At 66.3% G+C, this 14,894-nt stretch carries 14 protein-coding genes and 1 tRNA gene; 8 read left to right on the top strand and 7 right to left on the bottom strand.

From position 1 onward, the window contains the following. Nucleotides 1-188 precede the first annotated feature (188 nt). Both RBH22_RS10705 and RBH22_RS10710 read left to right on the top strand, forming a co-directional pair. Nucleotides 189-2,033: an acetyl-CoA carboxylase biotin carboxylase subunit gene (locus tag RBH22_RS10705; protein WP_306677459.1), complete on the top strand. Its 1,845-nt coding sequence runs from the start codon at nucleotides 189-191 to the stop codon at nucleotides 2,031-2,033. A 10-nt stretch (nucleotides 2,034-2,043) separates the two neighbouring features. Further along, nucleotides 2,044-3,006 carry a biotin--[acetyl-CoA-carboxylase] ligase gene (locus tag RBH22_RS10710; protein ID WP_306677460.1) on the top strand — a complete coding sequence of 321 codons (963 nt, stop codon included), beginning with the start codon at nucleotides 2,044-2,046 and terminating at the stop codon, nucleotides 3,004-3,006. A gap of 151 nt (nucleotides 3,007-3,157) precedes the next feature. Here the strand turns inward: RBH22_RS10710 and RBH22_RS10715 are convergent, their stop codons facing one another. Continuing rightward, entirely contained in the window at nucleotides 3,158-3,439 is a 282-nt protein-coding gene (locus RBH22_RS10715; RefSeq protein WP_256289728.1) for a hypothetical protein, read from the bottom strand. A 169-nt stretch (nucleotides 3,440-3,608) separates the two neighbouring features. On the opposite strand from RBH22_RS10715, the gene RBH22_RS10720 reads away from it, so the two are divergent. The 3 genes from RBH22_RS10720 (at nucleotide 3,609) to RBH22_RS10730 (ending at nucleotide 6,174) form a co-directional block, all read left to right on the top strand. Next, complete coding sequence (locus RBH22_RS10720) at nucleotides 3,609-4,406, top strand: inositol monophosphatase (protein WP_306677461.1); 798 nt, start codon at nucleotides 3,609-3,611, stop codon at nucleotides 4,404-4,406. 89 nt (nucleotides 4,407-4,495) lie between these two features. After that, nucleotides 4,496-4,945 (top strand): Lrp/AsnC family transcriptional regulator, encoded by a 450-nt coding sequence (locus RBH22_RS10725; RefSeq protein ID WP_256289730.1) that lies wholly within the window; start codon nucleotides 4,496-4,498, stop codon nucleotides 4,943-4,945. A gap of 89 nt (nucleotides 4,946-5,034) precedes the next feature. After that, nucleotides 5,035-6,174: a DUF63 family protein gene (locus tag RBH22_RS10730; RefSeq protein ID WP_306677462.1), complete on the top strand. Its 1,140-nt coding sequence runs from the start codon at nucleotides 5,035-5,037 to the stop codon at nucleotides 6,172-6,174. A 194-nt stretch (nucleotides 6,175-6,368) separates the two neighbouring features. Here the strand turns inward: RBH22_RS10730 and RBH22_RS10735 are convergent, their stop codons facing one another. Continuing rightward, nucleotides 6,369-8,063: a YcaO-like family protein gene (locus RBH22_RS10735; RefSeq protein WP_306677463.1), complete on the bottom strand. Its 1,695-nt coding sequence runs from the start codon at nucleotides 8,061-8,063 to the stop codon at nucleotides 6,369-6,371. 141 nt (nucleotides 8,064-8,204) lie between these two features. Here RBH22_RS10735 and RBH22_RS10740 point away from each other — a divergent pair, with 141 nt between their 5' ends. The 3 genes from RBH22_RS10740 (at nucleotide 8,205) to RBH22_RS10750 (ending at nucleotide 11,390) form a co-directional block, all read left to right on the top strand. After that, a complete protein-coding gene (locus tag RBH22_RS10740; RefSeq protein WP_306677464.1) occupies nucleotides 8,205-9,026 on the top strand; it encodes a DUF5821 family protein in 822 nt (273 codons plus the stop codon). 129 nt (nucleotides 9,027-9,155) lie between these two features. Beyond that, nucleotides 9,156-10,403, top strand: coding sequence for a serine hydroxymethyltransferase (glyA, locus tag RBH22_RS10745; RefSeq protein ID WP_306677465.1), 1,248 nt, complete (start codon nucleotides 9,156-9,158; stop codon nucleotides 10,401-10,403). A gap of 99 nt (nucleotides 10,404-10,502) precedes the next feature. Continuing rightward, nucleotides 10,503-11,390, top strand: a complete 888-nt coding sequence (locus RBH22_RS10750; RefSeq protein ID WP_256545542.1) for a bifunctional methylenetetrahydrofolate dehydrogenase/methenyltetrahydrofolate cyclohydrolase — start codon at nucleotides 10,503-10,505, stop codon at nucleotides 11,388-11,390. A 41-nt stretch (nucleotides 11,391-11,431) separates the two neighbouring features. Here the strand turns inward: RBH22_RS10750 and RBH22_RS10755 are convergent, their stop codons facing one another. From RBH22_RS10755 to RBH22_RS10775, 5 genes are all read right to left on the bottom strand, one after another. Then, complete coding sequence (locus RBH22_RS10755; RefSeq protein WP_256545543.1) at nucleotides 11,432-11,854, bottom strand: hypothetical protein; 423 nt, start codon at nucleotides 11,852-11,854, stop codon at nucleotides 11,432-11,434. 281 nt (nucleotides 11,855-12,135) lie between these two features. Beyond that, nucleotides 12,136-12,699, bottom strand: a complete 564-nt coding sequence (locus RBH22_RS10760; protein WP_256546641.1) for an HAD family hydrolase — start codon at nucleotides 12,697-12,699, stop codon at nucleotides 12,136-12,138. 75 nt (nucleotides 12,700-12,774) lie between these two features. Further along, nucleotides 12,775-13,980 (bottom strand): DHHA1 domain-containing protein, encoded by a 1,206-nt coding sequence (locus tag RBH22_RS10765; RefSeq protein WP_306677466.1) that lies wholly within the window; start codon nucleotides 13,978-13,980, stop codon nucleotides 12,775-12,777. 76 nt (nucleotides 13,981-14,056) lie between these two features. After that, nucleotides 14,057-14,584 carry a multiprotein-bridging factor 1 family protein gene (locus tag RBH22_RS10770; RefSeq protein ID WP_306677467.1) on the bottom strand — a complete coding sequence of 176 codons (528 nt, stop codon included), beginning with the start codon at nucleotides 14,582-14,584 and terminating at the stop codon, nucleotides 14,057-14,059. Nucleotides 14,585-14,799: 215 nt separating this feature from the next. After that, nucleotides 14,800-14,884 (bottom strand) — tRNA-Leu (locus RBH22_RS10775). Nucleotides 14,885-14,894: the final 10 nt, after the last annotated feature.

Consider the following 14,894-nt stretch of genomic DNA (forward strand, 5'->3'; position numbering starts at 1 on the left):
GGGGGAGAAACTGAGTAATATACGGTATCAGAGACACTTGAGTCAGATTTTTCACCAAAATTGCGTCTGCCCCCTCGATGTCGGCGCTTTTTTGAGTCTGACAGGCTGCGGGCATATAGACGATCGTCGAATACCCCTTCGTGCAGAACCGACAGATAGACGTGCCGCGTTTCAGAACGTTTCGACAAATGTTCAGCAAGGTTCTCGTCGCCAATCGCGGAGAGATCGCCCTGCGAGTGATGCGGGCGTGCCGCGATCTCGGTGTCCGCACCGTCGCGGTCTACAGCGACGCCGACAAGCACGCCGGGCACGTCCGGTACGCCGACGAGGCGTACAACGTCGGTCCCGCGCGCGCCGCGGACTCGTATCTCGACCACGAGGCCGTCATCGAGGCCGGACGCAAGGCGGGCGCTGACGCGGTCCACCCGGGCTACGGCTTCCTCGCGGAGAACGCCGAGTTCGCCCGAAAGGTCGAGGAGAGCGAACTGACCTGGATCGGCCCGTCCGCCGACGCGATGGAGCGCCTCGGCGAGAAGACGAAAGCCCGCGCGCTGATGCAGGAGGCGGACGTGCCGGTCGTCCCGGGGACGACAGAGCCGGTCGAATCAGCCGAGGAAGTAAAGCAGATCGCCGAGGAGTACGGCTATCCGGTCGCGATCAAAGCCGAGGGCGGCGGCGGCGGGCGCGGGCTGAAGGTCGTCCGCTCCGAAGACGAGGTCGAAGAACAGTTCGAGACGGCCCAGCGCGAGGGCGAGGCGTACTTCGACAACGCCTCCGTCTACGTCGAGAAGTACCTCGAAGCGCCGCGGCACGTCGAGGTGCAGATCCTCGCCGACGAGCACGGGAACGTCCGCCACCTCGGCGAGCGCGACTGCTCGCTCCAGCGACGCCACCAGAAGGTGATCGAAGAGGCGCCGTCGCCGGCGCTCGACGCCGACCTCCGCGAGCGGATCGGCGAGGCGGCCCGCCGCGGCGTCCGCGAAGCCGACTACACCAACGCCGGGACGGTCGAGTTCCTCGTCGAGGACGGGGAGTTCTACTTTATGGAGGTCAACACGCGGATCCAGGTCGAACACACCGCCACCGAGGAGGTCACCGGGATCGACGTGGTGAAGTGGCAACTGCGCGTCGCCGCCGGCGACGAACTCGACTTCGCACAGGAGGACGTCGAGATCGACGGCCACGCGATCGAGTACCGGATCAACGCCGAGGACGCCGCGAACGACTTCGCGCCCGCGACAGGGTCCCTGGAGACGTACGATCCGCCGGGCGGCATCGGCGTTCGCGTTGACGACGCGGTCAGACAGGGCGACGAGATCGGCGGCGACTACGACTCGATGATCGCGAAACTGATCGTCTCCGCAGGCGACCGCGAGGAGTGTCTCGCACGCTCGGAACGGGCGCTCTCGGAGTTCGAGATCGAGGGGATCCAGACGATCGTTCCGTTCCACCGCCTGATGCTGACCGACGAGGCGTTCCGCGCGGGCGAGCACACGACGAAGTACCTCGACGAGGAACTGGACCGCGAGCGGATCGACCAGGCAGTCGAGAAGTGGGGGTCGGCCGACACGGTTGCCACCGCCGACGCGGACGGCGAGAGCGACGAGACCGACGCCGAAGAAGTGACCGAGCGCGAGTTCACCGTCGAGGTCAACGGCAAGCGCTTCGAGGTCAACCTCGAAGAGCGCGGTGCCCCCCCGATGCCGGAGGTCGAAGCGATCAGCAACGGCGGCGGTGCTGGCGGCCAGGGCGCACAGGCGACGCGCTCGCGACCCGAAGAAGCGACGTCGGAGGACGACGAAGTCGTCATCGAGGGCGAGGGCGAGCAGGTCGCCGCCGAGATGCAGGGCACGATCCTCTCTGTCGAAGTCGAGGAGGGCGAGGAGGTCGCCGCCGGCGACGTCGTCTGCGTCCTGGAGGCGATGAAGATGGAGAACGACATCGTCACCGAACGCGGCGGCACCGTCACGCAGGTCCTCGTCGAGGAGGGCGACAGCGCGGATATGGGCGACGTGCTCGTCGTCTTAGAGTAGGAGGAAGCAGATGAACGAGACCCGACGCGCGCTCTTGGCCGCACTCGCCGACGGCCCCGTCTCGGGGCCGGTGCTCGCCGAGCAACTGGGCGTCTCGCGAGCGGCCGTCTGGAAGCAGGTCGAGGCGCTCCGCGAGGAGGGCTTCGCGGTCGAAAGCGGCGACGGCGGCTATCGCATCGTCGACGTTCCGGCGTACGGGGCTGCGGCGATCGAGTTCGGACTTGAGGCACCCTACCGGATCGAGTATCACGACGAAATCGGGAACACGAACCATCGCGCCCGTGAACTCGCCGACGAGGGGGAATCCGACGTCGTCGTCGTCGCCGACGAACAGACCGGGAGCCGTGGACGCTTAGAGCGCGAGTGGACCGCGCCGTCGGGCGGCATCTGGGCGAGCGTGCTCGTCCGCCCGCAACGCCCGCCCAGCGAGGCCCCGATGTACACGCTCGCGGCCGCCGTCGCCATCGCCAGTGCAGCGCGAGCGGTCGGCGTCGACGCGCGGATCAAGTGGCCAAACGACGTGCTCGTGGCCGGGAGCGGGGAGACGGCCGAATCCACGCAGACGGAGCGAAAGCTCGCCGGGATTCTGACCGAAATGGAGGGCGAGGCCGACCGCGTCTCGTGGCTCGTCGCGGGCTGTGGCGTGAACGCGAACATCGACCGGGAGGACCTCCCGCCGGGAGCGACGAGCCTCCGCGCGGAAGTCGGCGACGTGGATCGACGCGTGTTCCTCCAGCGGATGCTGGAGACGTTTTACGACCTGACGGCCGAAGACGCCGACCTCGACGCAGTACTCGATGCCTGGCGCGAGCACGCCGCGACGCTCGGCCGACGGGTCCGGGTCGAAACCCCGCGTGGAACGATCGAAGGGGAAGCTGTCGACATCCGCTTCCCCGGAAGTCTCGTCGTACAGACTGACGACGGCGAGGAAGTCGTCCACGCGGGCGACTGCGAACACTTGCGGCCCAGCTAACGCTCGATCTTCGAACGGCGGCCTGCAGAAAAAACCGAGTCGAACGTGATCCGCGTCCGCGGCAGACAGCGTCGTGGTGTCTGGTGTGACTGCCTACGAGATTCGCGACCCCGGAGTCGCGACACCCTTCACAGCCGGATAGACGACAGTATCAGTTCCCGTCGCCGCCGTCCGTGAGCGGGCGGCCGCCGGCGGTGAGAACGCCGTCGGCGATCTGGCGGGCTTCGGCCGGTGACGGGCGGGTGCCGTCGACGAAGCGCGAGCCGAGTTCCTCGACGACGTCCATCACGTCGGAGAGGTCGCCCTCTTGGGCAACCTCGGCGAATACGTCCTCGTACGCGTGCGTTTCCCAGTGGCTGATCTCGTAGTCGTAGGTGTCGGTCTTCGAGGCGACTGCGTACCGAAGCTGTCGTGCCGCGTCGGACGGGTTCATACCTGTTATAACGGGATCTGGATACTAAAATGTACTCAGACTCGAAATCGAGTTAATAGTGCTGTAGCGGCGCTGTCTCTCGGTTATTCACCCTCCGAGACACGGCGCGGCTCTGATATGGCACGCACCAACCCGAGACGTTTAGGACGGCAGCGAATCGTGCTCAAGTATGGCGAACGAAGACCGGACGGCGGTCGCACGGCAGGCGGCCGAGGCGGGCGCAGCCGTCGCAGTCGAGCGCTTTCGGACCGAGATCGACGTCGAGCAGAAAGGGGGAAAGACAGACGTCGTGACGCAGGCCGATCGCGACGCGCAGGTGGCCGTCATCGACGCCATCAGGGAATCGTACCCCGAAGACGCGATCGTCGGCGAGGAAGAGGACGAACTGAAAGTGATCCCTGACTCCGGCGCGGCGTGGGTGATCGACCCAATCGATGGGACGAACAACTACGTCCGCGGCACTCGCGTGTGGGGGACCGCGGTCGCTTCGGTCCGGGACGAGGAGCCGCTGGCGGGCGCGACGCACTTCCCTGCGCTCGACGACGTCTACTGGACGGACGGTGAGCAAACGTACCGGAACGGTGATCCCGTCACCGTCTCGACCACCGACGACCCGGAGGCCGGCGTCGTCGCGCCGACGCTGTGGTGGGACTTCGACGCCCGCGATCAGTACGGGCGGGCCTGTCAGGCCATCGTCGACCGCTTCGGTGACCTCCGGCGCGTCGGTTGCGCGCAGGCCGCCCTCGCGAGCGTCGCCGACGGGTCGCTCGACGGCGTCGTGACGAATCTGCGAGCCAACCCCTGGGACACAGTCGCCGGCGTCGCGATGATTCGCGCGGCTGGTGGGACCGTCACCGACCTCGATGGCGAGCGCTGGCGACACGATTCGGTCGGCCTGGTCGCCTCGAACGGGCACGTCCACGAGACGATGTTGGACGCCGCCCGAGAGATCGGCCGGATCGAATGAACCGGTATTCGGCGGACGCCTCCGTCGTTCGGCGTATGTAGCCCCACCACATCCAAAGCGGCAAGTCGCTGGGGGTATCACCGGTTACTATGGAACTGGACGAGACGGACAGGGCGATTCTGCGGATCCTCCAGTCTGACGCGCGGACGCCGTTCAGCGAGGTCGCAAGGCAGATCGAGATGTCGAGTGCGACCGTCCACGATCGTGTGAGTCGGATGGAGGACGCCGGCGTCATCGAGGGATACCACGCGAAGATCGATCCGCGGGCGATCGGTCTCGGAACGTCGGCGCTCGTCGGTCTCCGAATCGAGCAGGGGAACGAGAACGACGCGCTCGAACGGCTACGGGAGATCGAAGGGGTCCAAGAAATTCATCTCACGACGGGCGAGTGGGACGTCGTGCTCCGCGTCTACGCCGAAGACACCGACAGCCTCCGCGAACTGATGTTCGATAACATCGCGAAAGTCGAGGGGTTCTCCCGATCGCAGACGATGGTGATCCTCGCGACTGACCTCGAAGAGCGGCCGCTGCCGATCTGATAGCCGGGATCGCTGGATCTACACGCGGTCACGCGGAGGGCGCACCACAGACCGGAATCCTCAACACGCCCGCCGTCGGCTTTTCGCGTATGTCAACAGTCGCCGAACGCGTCGGCGTCGATCCCGAGCGGCTCTGGGCCGGGGGCGTGGCGACCGCACTCGTCGCGCTCGTGGTCGGATCGCTCGTCCTCCCCGAGACCGTCTACGACGGCTTCATCTGGCACTACTTCTGGGGTCCCGTGCAGGCGGACGCGAACTCCGCCGTCTGTGCCATCCGCCCCGGAAGCACCGTCGAGTATCTGTACAGCTCACAGGCGTGTGCGAGCGCGGCTGAGCCCGTTGCGTTCCCCGGCTACACGCTCGTCTCGGAAGTCGGCTATATGGTGACGCTGCTCGTCGCGCTCACCGGCGTCGTCTTCCTGCTGCGGCGACTCGACCTCGGCACCGACAGGGAGTTCTTCTACGCGCTGCTCCCGTTCGTCTTCTTCGGGGGGGCGCTCCGCGTCGTCGAGGACGCCAACGACGCCGTCCCCGCCGCGGACGCCCTCATCACCTACCCGCTCAACACGCTGTTTATCAGCCCGATCATCTACTTCACCGTCTTCGCGCTCACGCTCGTCGCGGTCGTCGCCACCATCTGGGCGTCGCGTGCCGGCCTCGTCGAGCGGTACGACCGCCTCCTGTTCGGGGTCGGCTCCGTCGTGTTGGTCGTCACGCTCGGTTACCTCTTCTCGCTCTTTCTCACGGGCGCGGAGGGCGTCGAGTTCTATCCGCAGGTCCTCGGGACCGTGCTCGTCGGCGCGACGATTACCGCGGGCGTGACGTGGTGGCTCATCGAGCGGTTCGCGCCGGCCGTGAACGAGGGGACCGGGCGAATCGGCTTCGTTATCCTCTGGGGGCACGCCATCGACGGCGTAGCGAACGTCATCGGCCTCGACTGGATGACCGCGCTCGGAGCGGGGCCGAATCTGATCCCGAAACACCCGGTCAATCAGTTCGTCGTCGACGTCACCGGCTCGCTCCTCCCGGCGTCGGTGCTGGCGGTGACCGGCGACACGTGGCCGTTCCTCCTCGTGAAACTCGTCGCTGCGACGTTCGTGCTCTGGGTGTTCGAAGACGAAATATTCGAGGAGAGTCCGCGCTACACGATGTTGCTGCTCGTGGCCGTCCTCGCGGTCGGGCTCGGTCCGGGCACCCGAGATATGCTCCGCGCGACGTTCGGTGTGTAGGCGGTCGACTGTTCGTATCCGGACAGAACTTCGCGACGGACGCTTTTATACTAAGACGCGGCCAGTGCCCGCATCACTCACTAGCGTACCGCGCGACGATTTGCGGGAGTCCGACACCCCGTCGCGCGAGCCGCGCCATCGGTGTCGGCTGTCAGCTCCGCACGCCAGCTCACGCCGTCACGAGGGAGACCGAGTCACGGGAACGGGTGGTAGGGCCGATCGGGCTCCGGTTCGAATCCGAGGTCTGACGGGACGGACCGCGCGCGCTCTCCGAAGAACGGGCTCCCCTGGAACAGCGGTTGGGCTTCGGGCACGAGCACCCGGACAGCCTCGAAGCCGAGCGAGGCGACGTCGGCCGTCGTCGTCCGCGCGGCGTAGGCATCGAGTCCGGCGTCAGCGACCCGCTCGACCGCCGCTGTGAGTTCTGTGGTGCCACTCGGGGGCTCCTCGGGGCCGACGCGTTCGGCCGGGACGCTTGCGTCGGCGTCGACGAAGTCGCGAGCGGCCTCGGGGAAGTCGGCGTACTCGCCGATCGCGCCGCCCTCTGCGGAAGCCTGCTTCGGTCCCATCGACCGCAGTTCCATCCAGTTCTGCAGCGCCTCCGCCAGTGCCGACCTCGCGGCGTCGGTGGGATCGAGCGACGCCCCCGACCCGACGGCGAACCGCGGCCACTCCCCGTCTCTGTGGACGGCCGCGGCCACCACCGGAACGTCGACGTCCTGGGTCACGAGCAACGCCGTCACCGACAGGTCTTCCGCTCGCGCTCGCTTGCAGAGTTCGCCGTAGCCGGGGTCCGAGACTCTGAGTTCCAGCGGTTCGAACGTCGAGTACCACGCGAGCATCGTCGCGTCTCGCTCGACGACCTCGTAGAGGCCCGACAGCAAGGCTTCGGCCCCCGAATTTCCGAGCCCCAATCCCGTCGTGATCGCCGGCTTGTACTGCTCGACTGGTGGCGGGTAGTGGACGAACTCCGCCGGCAGCGACACCGTCTCGTCGGTTCCGAGGTCGACGCCCGAGACCCAGGGAATCGGCGCTTCGGGGTCCGGGGCCTGATAGTCGTCTGGCCGGACGAAGCGCGACGGCGAAACCGGACGCGCCCGCGTCCGCTCGGGAGCGACGGTGAACTCCGAGCCGCGGTAGACGCCGGCGCAGTAGCGTTCCAGCGCCTCCCCGAGTGCCTTCATAAACGCGGCGTCCCAGTCGGAATCGACGCCGGCCGCGAGCTCGGCCGCGCGAGCGTCGCTGAACCCTTCGGTGTCGGACGTCTGTGCGAGGTAGTACGGGACCGGAAACGACTCGCGCTCGCCGACCTGCGCGACGATTCCCGTCCGCTCGTCGAGGGCCCGTTCCGCGCGGGCCAGTGAGTCGTCGAGGTCGACTGCTCGGTACTCCCGCCGAACGCTGCGATCACGCGACGTCGGCTCAGGTACCGGGAGAATCGGCCGCTCTGCGGTTATCCCCGTGCCGGAGACTTCGACGACGGTTCCGGAAACGTCGTCATCGCCCGTGAGAAGTGCGATGGCCCGTCGACCAGCGATCGCACCGGCGAGTCGAACCGCGCTGCGCTCCCCAGACGGCGTTCCGGTGGAGTCGGTCGTCGCAGCAACACGCGCACGCAGGTCGGCGAAACTGACTCCCGCGGCGCCGAACACGGAGACGCTGGCGTCGACTGATCCGACCACGTGCCCACCGACGCCGCCGATTTCGACCACGACAAGACGCTCGCGTGGGCCGACAGCGTCCTCGACGTCGCTTCCCGCCGGGACGACGACGAGCGTCAGTGCCGGGTCGTCGGCAGCCTCCACTACGCGTGCGTCGATGTCCTCGAAGGCGGCCGCCGCGGCCGCTGCAGCGGGACCGCTTCCGACGAGTTCGATCTCGTATGTCACAGATCCGCCGTCGGCCGTGACGAAGAAAAAGCAGCGGGGTCTGACTCGATGGCCCGTGCTCGGGGCGTCTCCACCGTGATCAGAGAATATACAGACTATACTGCGTTAAAATTAAATACACACTGGTAAATTATACAACGTATGTCCTCTGAATCGAACGTGCTCGAATCCGACGTCGAGCACGTCATTTCGTCGGCCCTCCAGTCGGCTTCGGACGTCGTGTACGTACTCGATCCGACTCCGGAGATCGTAGTATCGCTCGTCGAGGTCGCCGCCGAGTCAGCGTCCCCGCCCACGATTCGTGTGCTCGCTGACAAGCAGTTGTTGAAGGACGTGATGGACGATTTCCTCGTCGCGAGCAACGCCGCCGACCTCGTTGTTTCCGGAATCCTCGAACTCCGCGTTACGGCGGAGCCGGTCGAAAACACCCTGCTCGTGACCGACTCGTCGGTCGTCGCCGTCGTCAGCGCCGGTGACCAAGTGGCCGGGTTGCAAACCGACGACGAGGCGTTCGTCGAGGGCGCAAACGACGCCTACAGTGAGCAGTTCCAGGAAGCCGAGGAATTCCGACTTCGAACACCCGCGATTTCGGCAGTCCGCACGTCCCTCGAAGAGGACCTCGGCGAAGCGGTCCGTTCGGACTTCGACGCGGTTCTCGGGCTGCTCGAAACGGTCCGAAGCGACGGACCGGGACTCGACGAAGTAACGATCAGTTTGCTCGTCGCCGCGAAGAACGACGTACTCCTGTACGACGTCTCGAAGTGGGGCGAGGACGTGGGCATCGCCAGCAAGGCGACGTTCTCGCGGACGAAGACCGAACTGGAGGATCTGGGCCTGATCGAGACGGAGAAGGTACCAATCGACGTCGGTCGACCGCGCCTGCGGTTACGACTCGGCGACGACCGGCTCCACGATGCGGATCCCGACGAACTCGTGGCCGCCGCGCGCGACGTTCTGGGGTAACGTTTACCGGAAGACAGACGGGCGGGTGGGAGAGCCGTCCCGCCGTTCTAATGCACGTTTGTGACGATTTCACCGCCAGTTGGATCCAAAGTGAACACACTTATTGGGTGGACGGGCCCCCTATGACGTATGGACTACAGCCACGTCCGCGACGTCGACCCGGACGTCGCAGACGCGCTCTCCGGCGAAGTACAGCGACAGCGGGACACGCTGGCGATGATCGCGAGCGAGAACCACGCGAGTGAGGCGGTCCTCGAAGCGCAGGGGAGTGCGCTCACGAACAAGTACGCCGAGGGGTACCCGGGCGAGCGGTACTACGCGGGCTGTGAGTACGCCGACGAGGTCGAGAACCTGGCGATCGAGCGAGCGAAGGAACTGTGGGGCGCAGAGCACGTCAACGTCCAGCCCCACTCCGGCACGCAGGCGAATATGGGCGTGTACCTCGCGATGTTGGAGCCGGGCGATAAGATCCTCTCGCTTGACCTCACGCACGGCGGGCACCTCTCGCACGGTCACCCGGCGAATTTCGCGGGGCAGACCTACGAGGTCGAACAGTACGAGGTCGACGCCGAGACGGGCTACGTCGACTACGAGGGTCTCGCCGATATCGCCGAGGAGTTCGACCCAGACATCATCGTTTCGGGGTACTCCGCGTATCCCCGCGAGGTCGACTTCGAGCGCGTGCAGGAAGTCGCAGACGACACCGACGCGTACCATCTCGCGGACATCGCACACATCACAGGCCTCGTGGCAGCGGGCGTCCACGAGTCGCCGGTCGGCGTCGCGGACTTCGTGACTGGCTCGACGCACAAGACGATCCGCGCAGGTCGCGGCGGGATCATTATGTGCGACGAGGAACACGCCGATGCGATCGACAACGCGGTCTTCCCCGGCGCTCAGGGCGGCCCCCTGATGCACAACATCGCGGGCAAGGCCGTCGGGTTCAAAGAAGCGCTCTCCGAGGAGTTCGACGCTTACGCCGAACAGACGGTCACGAACGCCAAAGCGCTCGCCGAGACGTTCACCGAACACGGTCTCGAAGTTGTCTCCGGTGGCACGGACAACCACCTCGTGTTGGTCGACCTCCGACCCTCGCATCCCGACACGACGGGTAAAGACGTCGAGTCGGCACTCGAAGAGGCCGGGATCGTGATGAACGCGAATACGGTCCCCGGCGAGACGCGCTCGGCGTTCAACCCGAGCGGGATCCGCCTCGGGACGCCGGCGCTCACGACGCGTGGCTTCGACGAGGAGGCCACCCGCGAGGTCGGCGAACTCGTGGTCCGCGTGGTCGACAACTACGACGACGAGGACGTCGTGGCAGACGTCGCAGACCGCGTACAGGAACTCTGCGAGGAGTTCCCGCTCTACGAGTAACGCTCCGAAACATACGACACGCCGTTTTTTCGACGCATCTGCCTCGTTTTCAGCGCGGAAACCCACACGTTTGAAGTGTGCTACCGATCCCTATAGCGTATGACCGAGATCATCGACGGCAACGCCGTCGCCGAGGACATCCGGAACGGCCTCCTCGACAGCATCGAGACGCTGACCGACGCAGAGACGACGCCCTGTCTCGCCACCGTCCTGATGAACGACGACCCTGCGAGCCAGACGTACGTCTCGATGAAGCACAAAGACTGCGAGGAAGTCGGAATCGCGACGCGTGATATCGAGATCGACCCCGAAGCCCCCGCAGACGAACTCTTCGAGACGGTCGACGAGCTGAACGCCGACCCCGAGGTACACGGCATCCTCGTCCAGATGCCGCTTCCGGACCACGTCGACGAGCGGGAGGTCCTGCGGCGTATCGACCCCGCGAAGGACGTCGACGGTTTCCACCCCGAAAACGTCGGTCGGCTCGTCGCCGGTAACGCTCGATACAAGCCCTGCACGCCCCACGGCGTCCAGAAACTCCTCGCCGCCGCGGACGTCGAAACCGAGGGCGCAGACGCCGTCGTCGTCGGCCGCTCGAACATCGTCGGCAAACCGATGGCGAACCTCCTGATCCAGAAGGCCGAGGGCGGCAACGCGACCGTCACTGTCTGTCACTCCCGAACTGATGACCTCGCCGAAAAGACGCGTGCGGCCGACATCGTCATCGCCGCGGCTGGCGTCCCCGAGATGATCACCGGCGAGATGCTCTCGGAGGGGACCGTCGTGATCGACGTCGGAATCAACCGCGTCGAGACCGACGAGGGCTCCGAACTCGTCGGTGACGTCGACTACGAGAGTGCGAAAGAGAAGGCGAGCGCGATCACGCCCGTCCCGGGCGGCGTCGGGCCGATGACGCGCGCGATGCTCCTGTGGAACACGGTCAAGGCCGCAGGCGACGTGGCCGGGATCGAGGTCGACCTGCCGTAGGCCGCGGGCGGCTCCCTGTTACGACGTCGTCGTCCCGCTTTTCAGCCACCGAAACCGCTCGGTCCCCCCGGGCCGCTCGGGCCGTCTGTACCCCGTGGTTGGGACGGTCCGCCACCCGCGATCGTCGTGTGAGTGGCTTCCGGTCGTGGTTCGACTTCTTCGCCGTCGACGAATCGGACGAACGAGAGGTAAAACGGTCGTCCGCACGGACTCTCCGCAGTCGGATCTTCGACGTCGTCCGCGTCGCTCCGTTCACCCGTCCACCGCAGAGCGTCGACGTCGTCGCCACCCTCGCCACAGACGAAGCGGACGCCGTCGGTCGCCTCGAAATCCTCGTCGGGCTCGACATACTCCCACCCGGCGAGCGGGTAGGGTGTGACCGACTTATCAGCGAGGTAGCCCTCCCGTTCCAGTTCGACGACGGCACCGCAGTGTGGACAGTAGTACGTGACCGGATAGCTCATTACGCAGGTAACGGGCTCGAATGGACTTAACGCCCGCGCCGACAGGGATTTACGCCGCATCGAACGCTCGAAATCGGATACCTATAGTGGCATTTGCAAGTCCTCACTCATCGGATCGTACGCTATCGTGCGATCAGATGAGCAATCAGTTGCAAATGCTACCATAGAGTTCAAATACGATCGGGGGACCAGCGACCGCGTGCGTTGACAACGGCCGGGAGACGTGACGCGGGAGTGCGGCACGGCGTCTCGCCGGAACGCGGGTGCCGCCTGTTCGCCAGCTACTCTGAGACGGTCGATGTAGCGGACCGCTCGTCGACGTAGCGGAACGCGACGCCCGCGCGTCGGGCCGCCTCCTCGTCTCGCTGGGAGTCGCCGACGAACACGGCGTCCGCTGGGTCCACATCGATCTGACGGAGCGTTTCGAGCAGCGGCTCCGGATCGGGTTTCCGCGTCGCCACGGTGTCGCGTCCGACGACGGCGTCGACGTGGGGATCGAGTCCGTGAACGTCGAGCGCGGTCCGACAGGCGTCTTCGCAGTTCAGCGAGCAGACGCCCTCTGCTTGGAACTGGCCGACTGCGTCAGCGTGCGGAAGCCGTTCGGAACGCTGTGCGCCGTCGCGCTCGTGACTCGCGATGACGGTCTCGACGTCGTCGCGGAGCCCTGACTCGTCGGCGAGCTCCAGGAGTTCCCAGAGATCGATCCCGGCGGCGTCGATCCCGGCGTTTTCGAACACCGTGGCGACGTCACCGGTGACGATCTCCCAGTCCACAGGGAGGTGTACGAGGGTCCCGTCCAGATCCCAGACGACGGCATCGAACTCCTCGAGTGGCGGCACCTGTATCGGGTGGTTCGTCATTAGTGGTCGTAGGAGCGCGAGGTGAAAAGGCGCTTCGGAAGACCTGACGCTTCGGAAGGCCTACTCCGTCGATTCCCACTCGCGAAGCGCGTCACGGACGTCTGCGGGGTCGGCGTCGAGACCGCCACCCTGTGCGAACGGCGGCCCGCCACCGCCGCCGCCCCCGTACTCGTCGGTGACGGCATCGACGACATCGCCGGCGTGGACACCGCTCTCGGATCCGGCCGCGACGACGACGTAGGGTCGCTCGTCGCCACCGACAGCACCGACGACGCCCGCGTCGTCGACCGCATCTTTCGCCGCCTCGCCAGCGTCGTTGGGATCGACGCCGTCGAGCACGCCGAGTCGCCACGTCGCACCCTGCTTCTCGACGGCTTCGAAGCCGTCGATCGCGTCAGCGACGGCCGCCTGTTCGAGTTCGCGAACGCGGTCCTGGAGATCGTCGCGCTCGGACCGGACCGCGACTGCCGTCTCCGCGAGGTCGTCGACGTTCGTTTCGAGCGCCGCCGCGGTCTGCCGGAGCGCGCGGTGCCGCTCTGCGCTACGGTCGATACCACCCGGTCCGACAGCGAACTCGACGCGAGTGAGTCCCTCGCCCGGATTCGACCGATCGAGGACCGTGACCGGGCCGATCTCTCGCGTGTTCCCGACGTGGGTGCCCCCACAGGCGGCGACGTCCCAGCCGTCGATGTCGACGATTCGGACCGTGTCGGCGTCATCCATCACACCTTCTTCGGTCTTGGTGTTGAACGCGACGTCCTCGCGAGCCGTCGCTTCCTCGGTCGGGACTTCCTCCCAGCTCACGTCCAGGGAGTCCCACACAGCTCGGTTGGTCAGCCGTTCGAGCTCGACGAGCGTCTCGTCGTCGATGTCGGTCGGCGTGGTGAAGTCCACGCGAACCTTCTCCTCGGCGATGTCGAAGCCGCCGTAGCCGAGATCCTCGAGGAGGCGACGTCCCGCCCCGTAGAGCACGTGGCTCGCCGTGTGAGCGCGCATACAGTAGGTGCGGAAGTCGTCGTCGATCACACCGGAGACTGTGTCGCCGACCTCGAAGTCGGGCGAGGACGCAAGCGTGTGGTGCACGGCGTCGCCGTCGTCTTGTACGTCGACGACCCGGATGCCGTCGATCGTTCCTCTGTCCGCAGGCTGTCCGCCGCTCTCGGCGTAGAAGTACGTGGTGTCGAGCGTCACCGTCCGGTCGTCGAGAGCGACGACCTCGGCGGTGAACTCGCGAACCTCGGGATCTGCCGGGGCACGTGTTCGCATACGAGCCGCTGAGGGTGTCGGGAGACAAAAATGGTGGCAGTTCACCCGCCCGATGCGCCGTCGCGTCGAGGGCCGACTACTCGTCGACCAGTTCGACGCCGAGCCGCTCTTCGAGCGCTCGGACGAGTGACCCGCCGACGCCAGCGCGCGTCGCACGTCCCTGCTCGACGGCGACGACATCGGCCTCTTCGACGTCGAGTTCGGCCGCCAACTCCTCGGTCGTCAGTCCCGCGTCCTGTCGTGCCGCTTCGACGCGATCCCCGTAGCCGGTGACGAGGTAGGGGAGCCGGTCCTGCTCGTAGTCGGTCCCCTCTTTCTCCCAGTGGCTCGCGTCGCCTTTCGCCTGGTCGTACATCCGCGCTTGTTTCTGGGCCGCGCGCTTGCTGCGGGACGTCTCGGAGTCGTCGTAGCCGGCCCCAGAGTCCGCTCCCGAGGACGCGCTGGTCGTCTTTTGCGAGTCGTCGTGTGGCGCACAGTCCTCACAGACGAGGAGTTCCGCGCCGGCGACGTTGGCCCGGCGGAGATTGCCGGTCGAGCGACCGCAGAGTTCGCAGCTGTCGCCGTCGCCACCGCCACTTCCGCTTCCGGTGGAGTATTTGCGCATAGCACTCCGTACTGGCTCCACAGTTTAAAACGTAGCCCCGTCGACGCCGCGCCGCCTGCGCCGCCTGTTGCCGGGGCTGACAGCCGTCGGCGACTTTCGGAACCGAGCGCGACGGCCGTGGCTATCGAGTGTAGCTTCGGAAGGATTGTGCGTGGGTGCTGTGTCCCCGAAGGGATGAGCACCTGCATCGAGTGGCGGATTTGTCCGCCGTGCGATGCGTGGGACCGGATTTGAACCGGCGGACCCCTATGGGACAGCGCCCTCAACGCTGCGCCGTTGGCCTAGCTTGGCTACCCACGCTCGCAGTGTC

The sequence above is a fragment of the Halobellus sp. H-GB7 genome (genome assembly GCF_030848585.1).
In the GTDB taxonomy this organism is placed as follows: domain Archaea; phylum Halobacteriota; class Halobacteria; order Halobacteriales; family Haloferacaceae; genus Haloquadratum; species Haloquadratum inordinatus.

Excerpts from the sequence above, each read along its gene's own strand:
- RBH22_RS10705 (WP_306677459.1), top strand. The coding sequence starts at position 189 with ATGTTCAGCAAGGTTCTCGTCGCCAATCGCGGAGAGATCGCCCTGCGA.
- RBH22_RS10710 (WP_306677460.1), top strand. The coding sequence starts at position 2,044 with ATGAACGAGACCCGACGCGCGCTCTTGGCCGCACTCGCCGACGGCCCC.
- RBH22_RS10715 (WP_256289728.1), bottom strand. The coding sequence starts at position 3,439 with ATGAACCCGTCCGACGCGGCACGACAGCTTCGGTACGCAGTCGCCTCG.
- RBH22_RS10720 (WP_306677461.1), top strand. The coding sequence starts at position 3,609 with ATGGCGAACGAAGACCGGACGGCGGTCGCACGGCAGGCGGCCGAGGCG.
- RBH22_RS10725 (WP_256289730.1), top strand. The coding sequence starts at position 4,496 with ATGGAACTGGACGAGACGGACAGGGCGATTCTGCGGATCCTCCAGTCT.
- RBH22_RS10730 (WP_306677462.1), top strand. The coding sequence starts at position 5,035 with ATGTCAACAGTCGCCGAACGCGTCGGCGTCGATCCCGAGCGGCTCTGG.
- RBH22_RS10740 (WP_306677464.1), top strand. The coding sequence starts at position 8,205 with ATGTCCTCTGAATCGAACGTGCTCGAATCCGACGTCGAGCACGTCATT.
- glyA (WP_306677465.1), top strand. The coding sequence starts at position 9,156 with ATGGACTACAGCCACGTCCGCGACGTCGACCCGGACGTCGCAGACGCG.
- RBH22_RS10750 (WP_256545542.1), top strand. The coding sequence starts at position 10,503 with ATGACCGAGATCATCGACGGCAACGCCGTCGCCGAGGACATCCGGAAC.
- RBH22_RS10755 (WP_256545543.1), bottom strand. The coding sequence starts at position 11,854 with ATGAGCTATCCGGTCACGTACTACTGTCCACACTGCGGTGCCGTCGTC.
- RBH22_RS10765 (WP_306677466.1), bottom strand. The coding sequence starts at position 13,980 with ATGCGAACACGTGCCCCGGCAGATCCCGAGGTTCGCGAGTTCACCGCC.
- RBH22_RS10770 (WP_306677467.1), bottom strand. The coding sequence starts at position 14,584 with ATGCGCAAATACTCCACCGGAAGCGGAAGTGGCGGTGGCGACGGCGAC.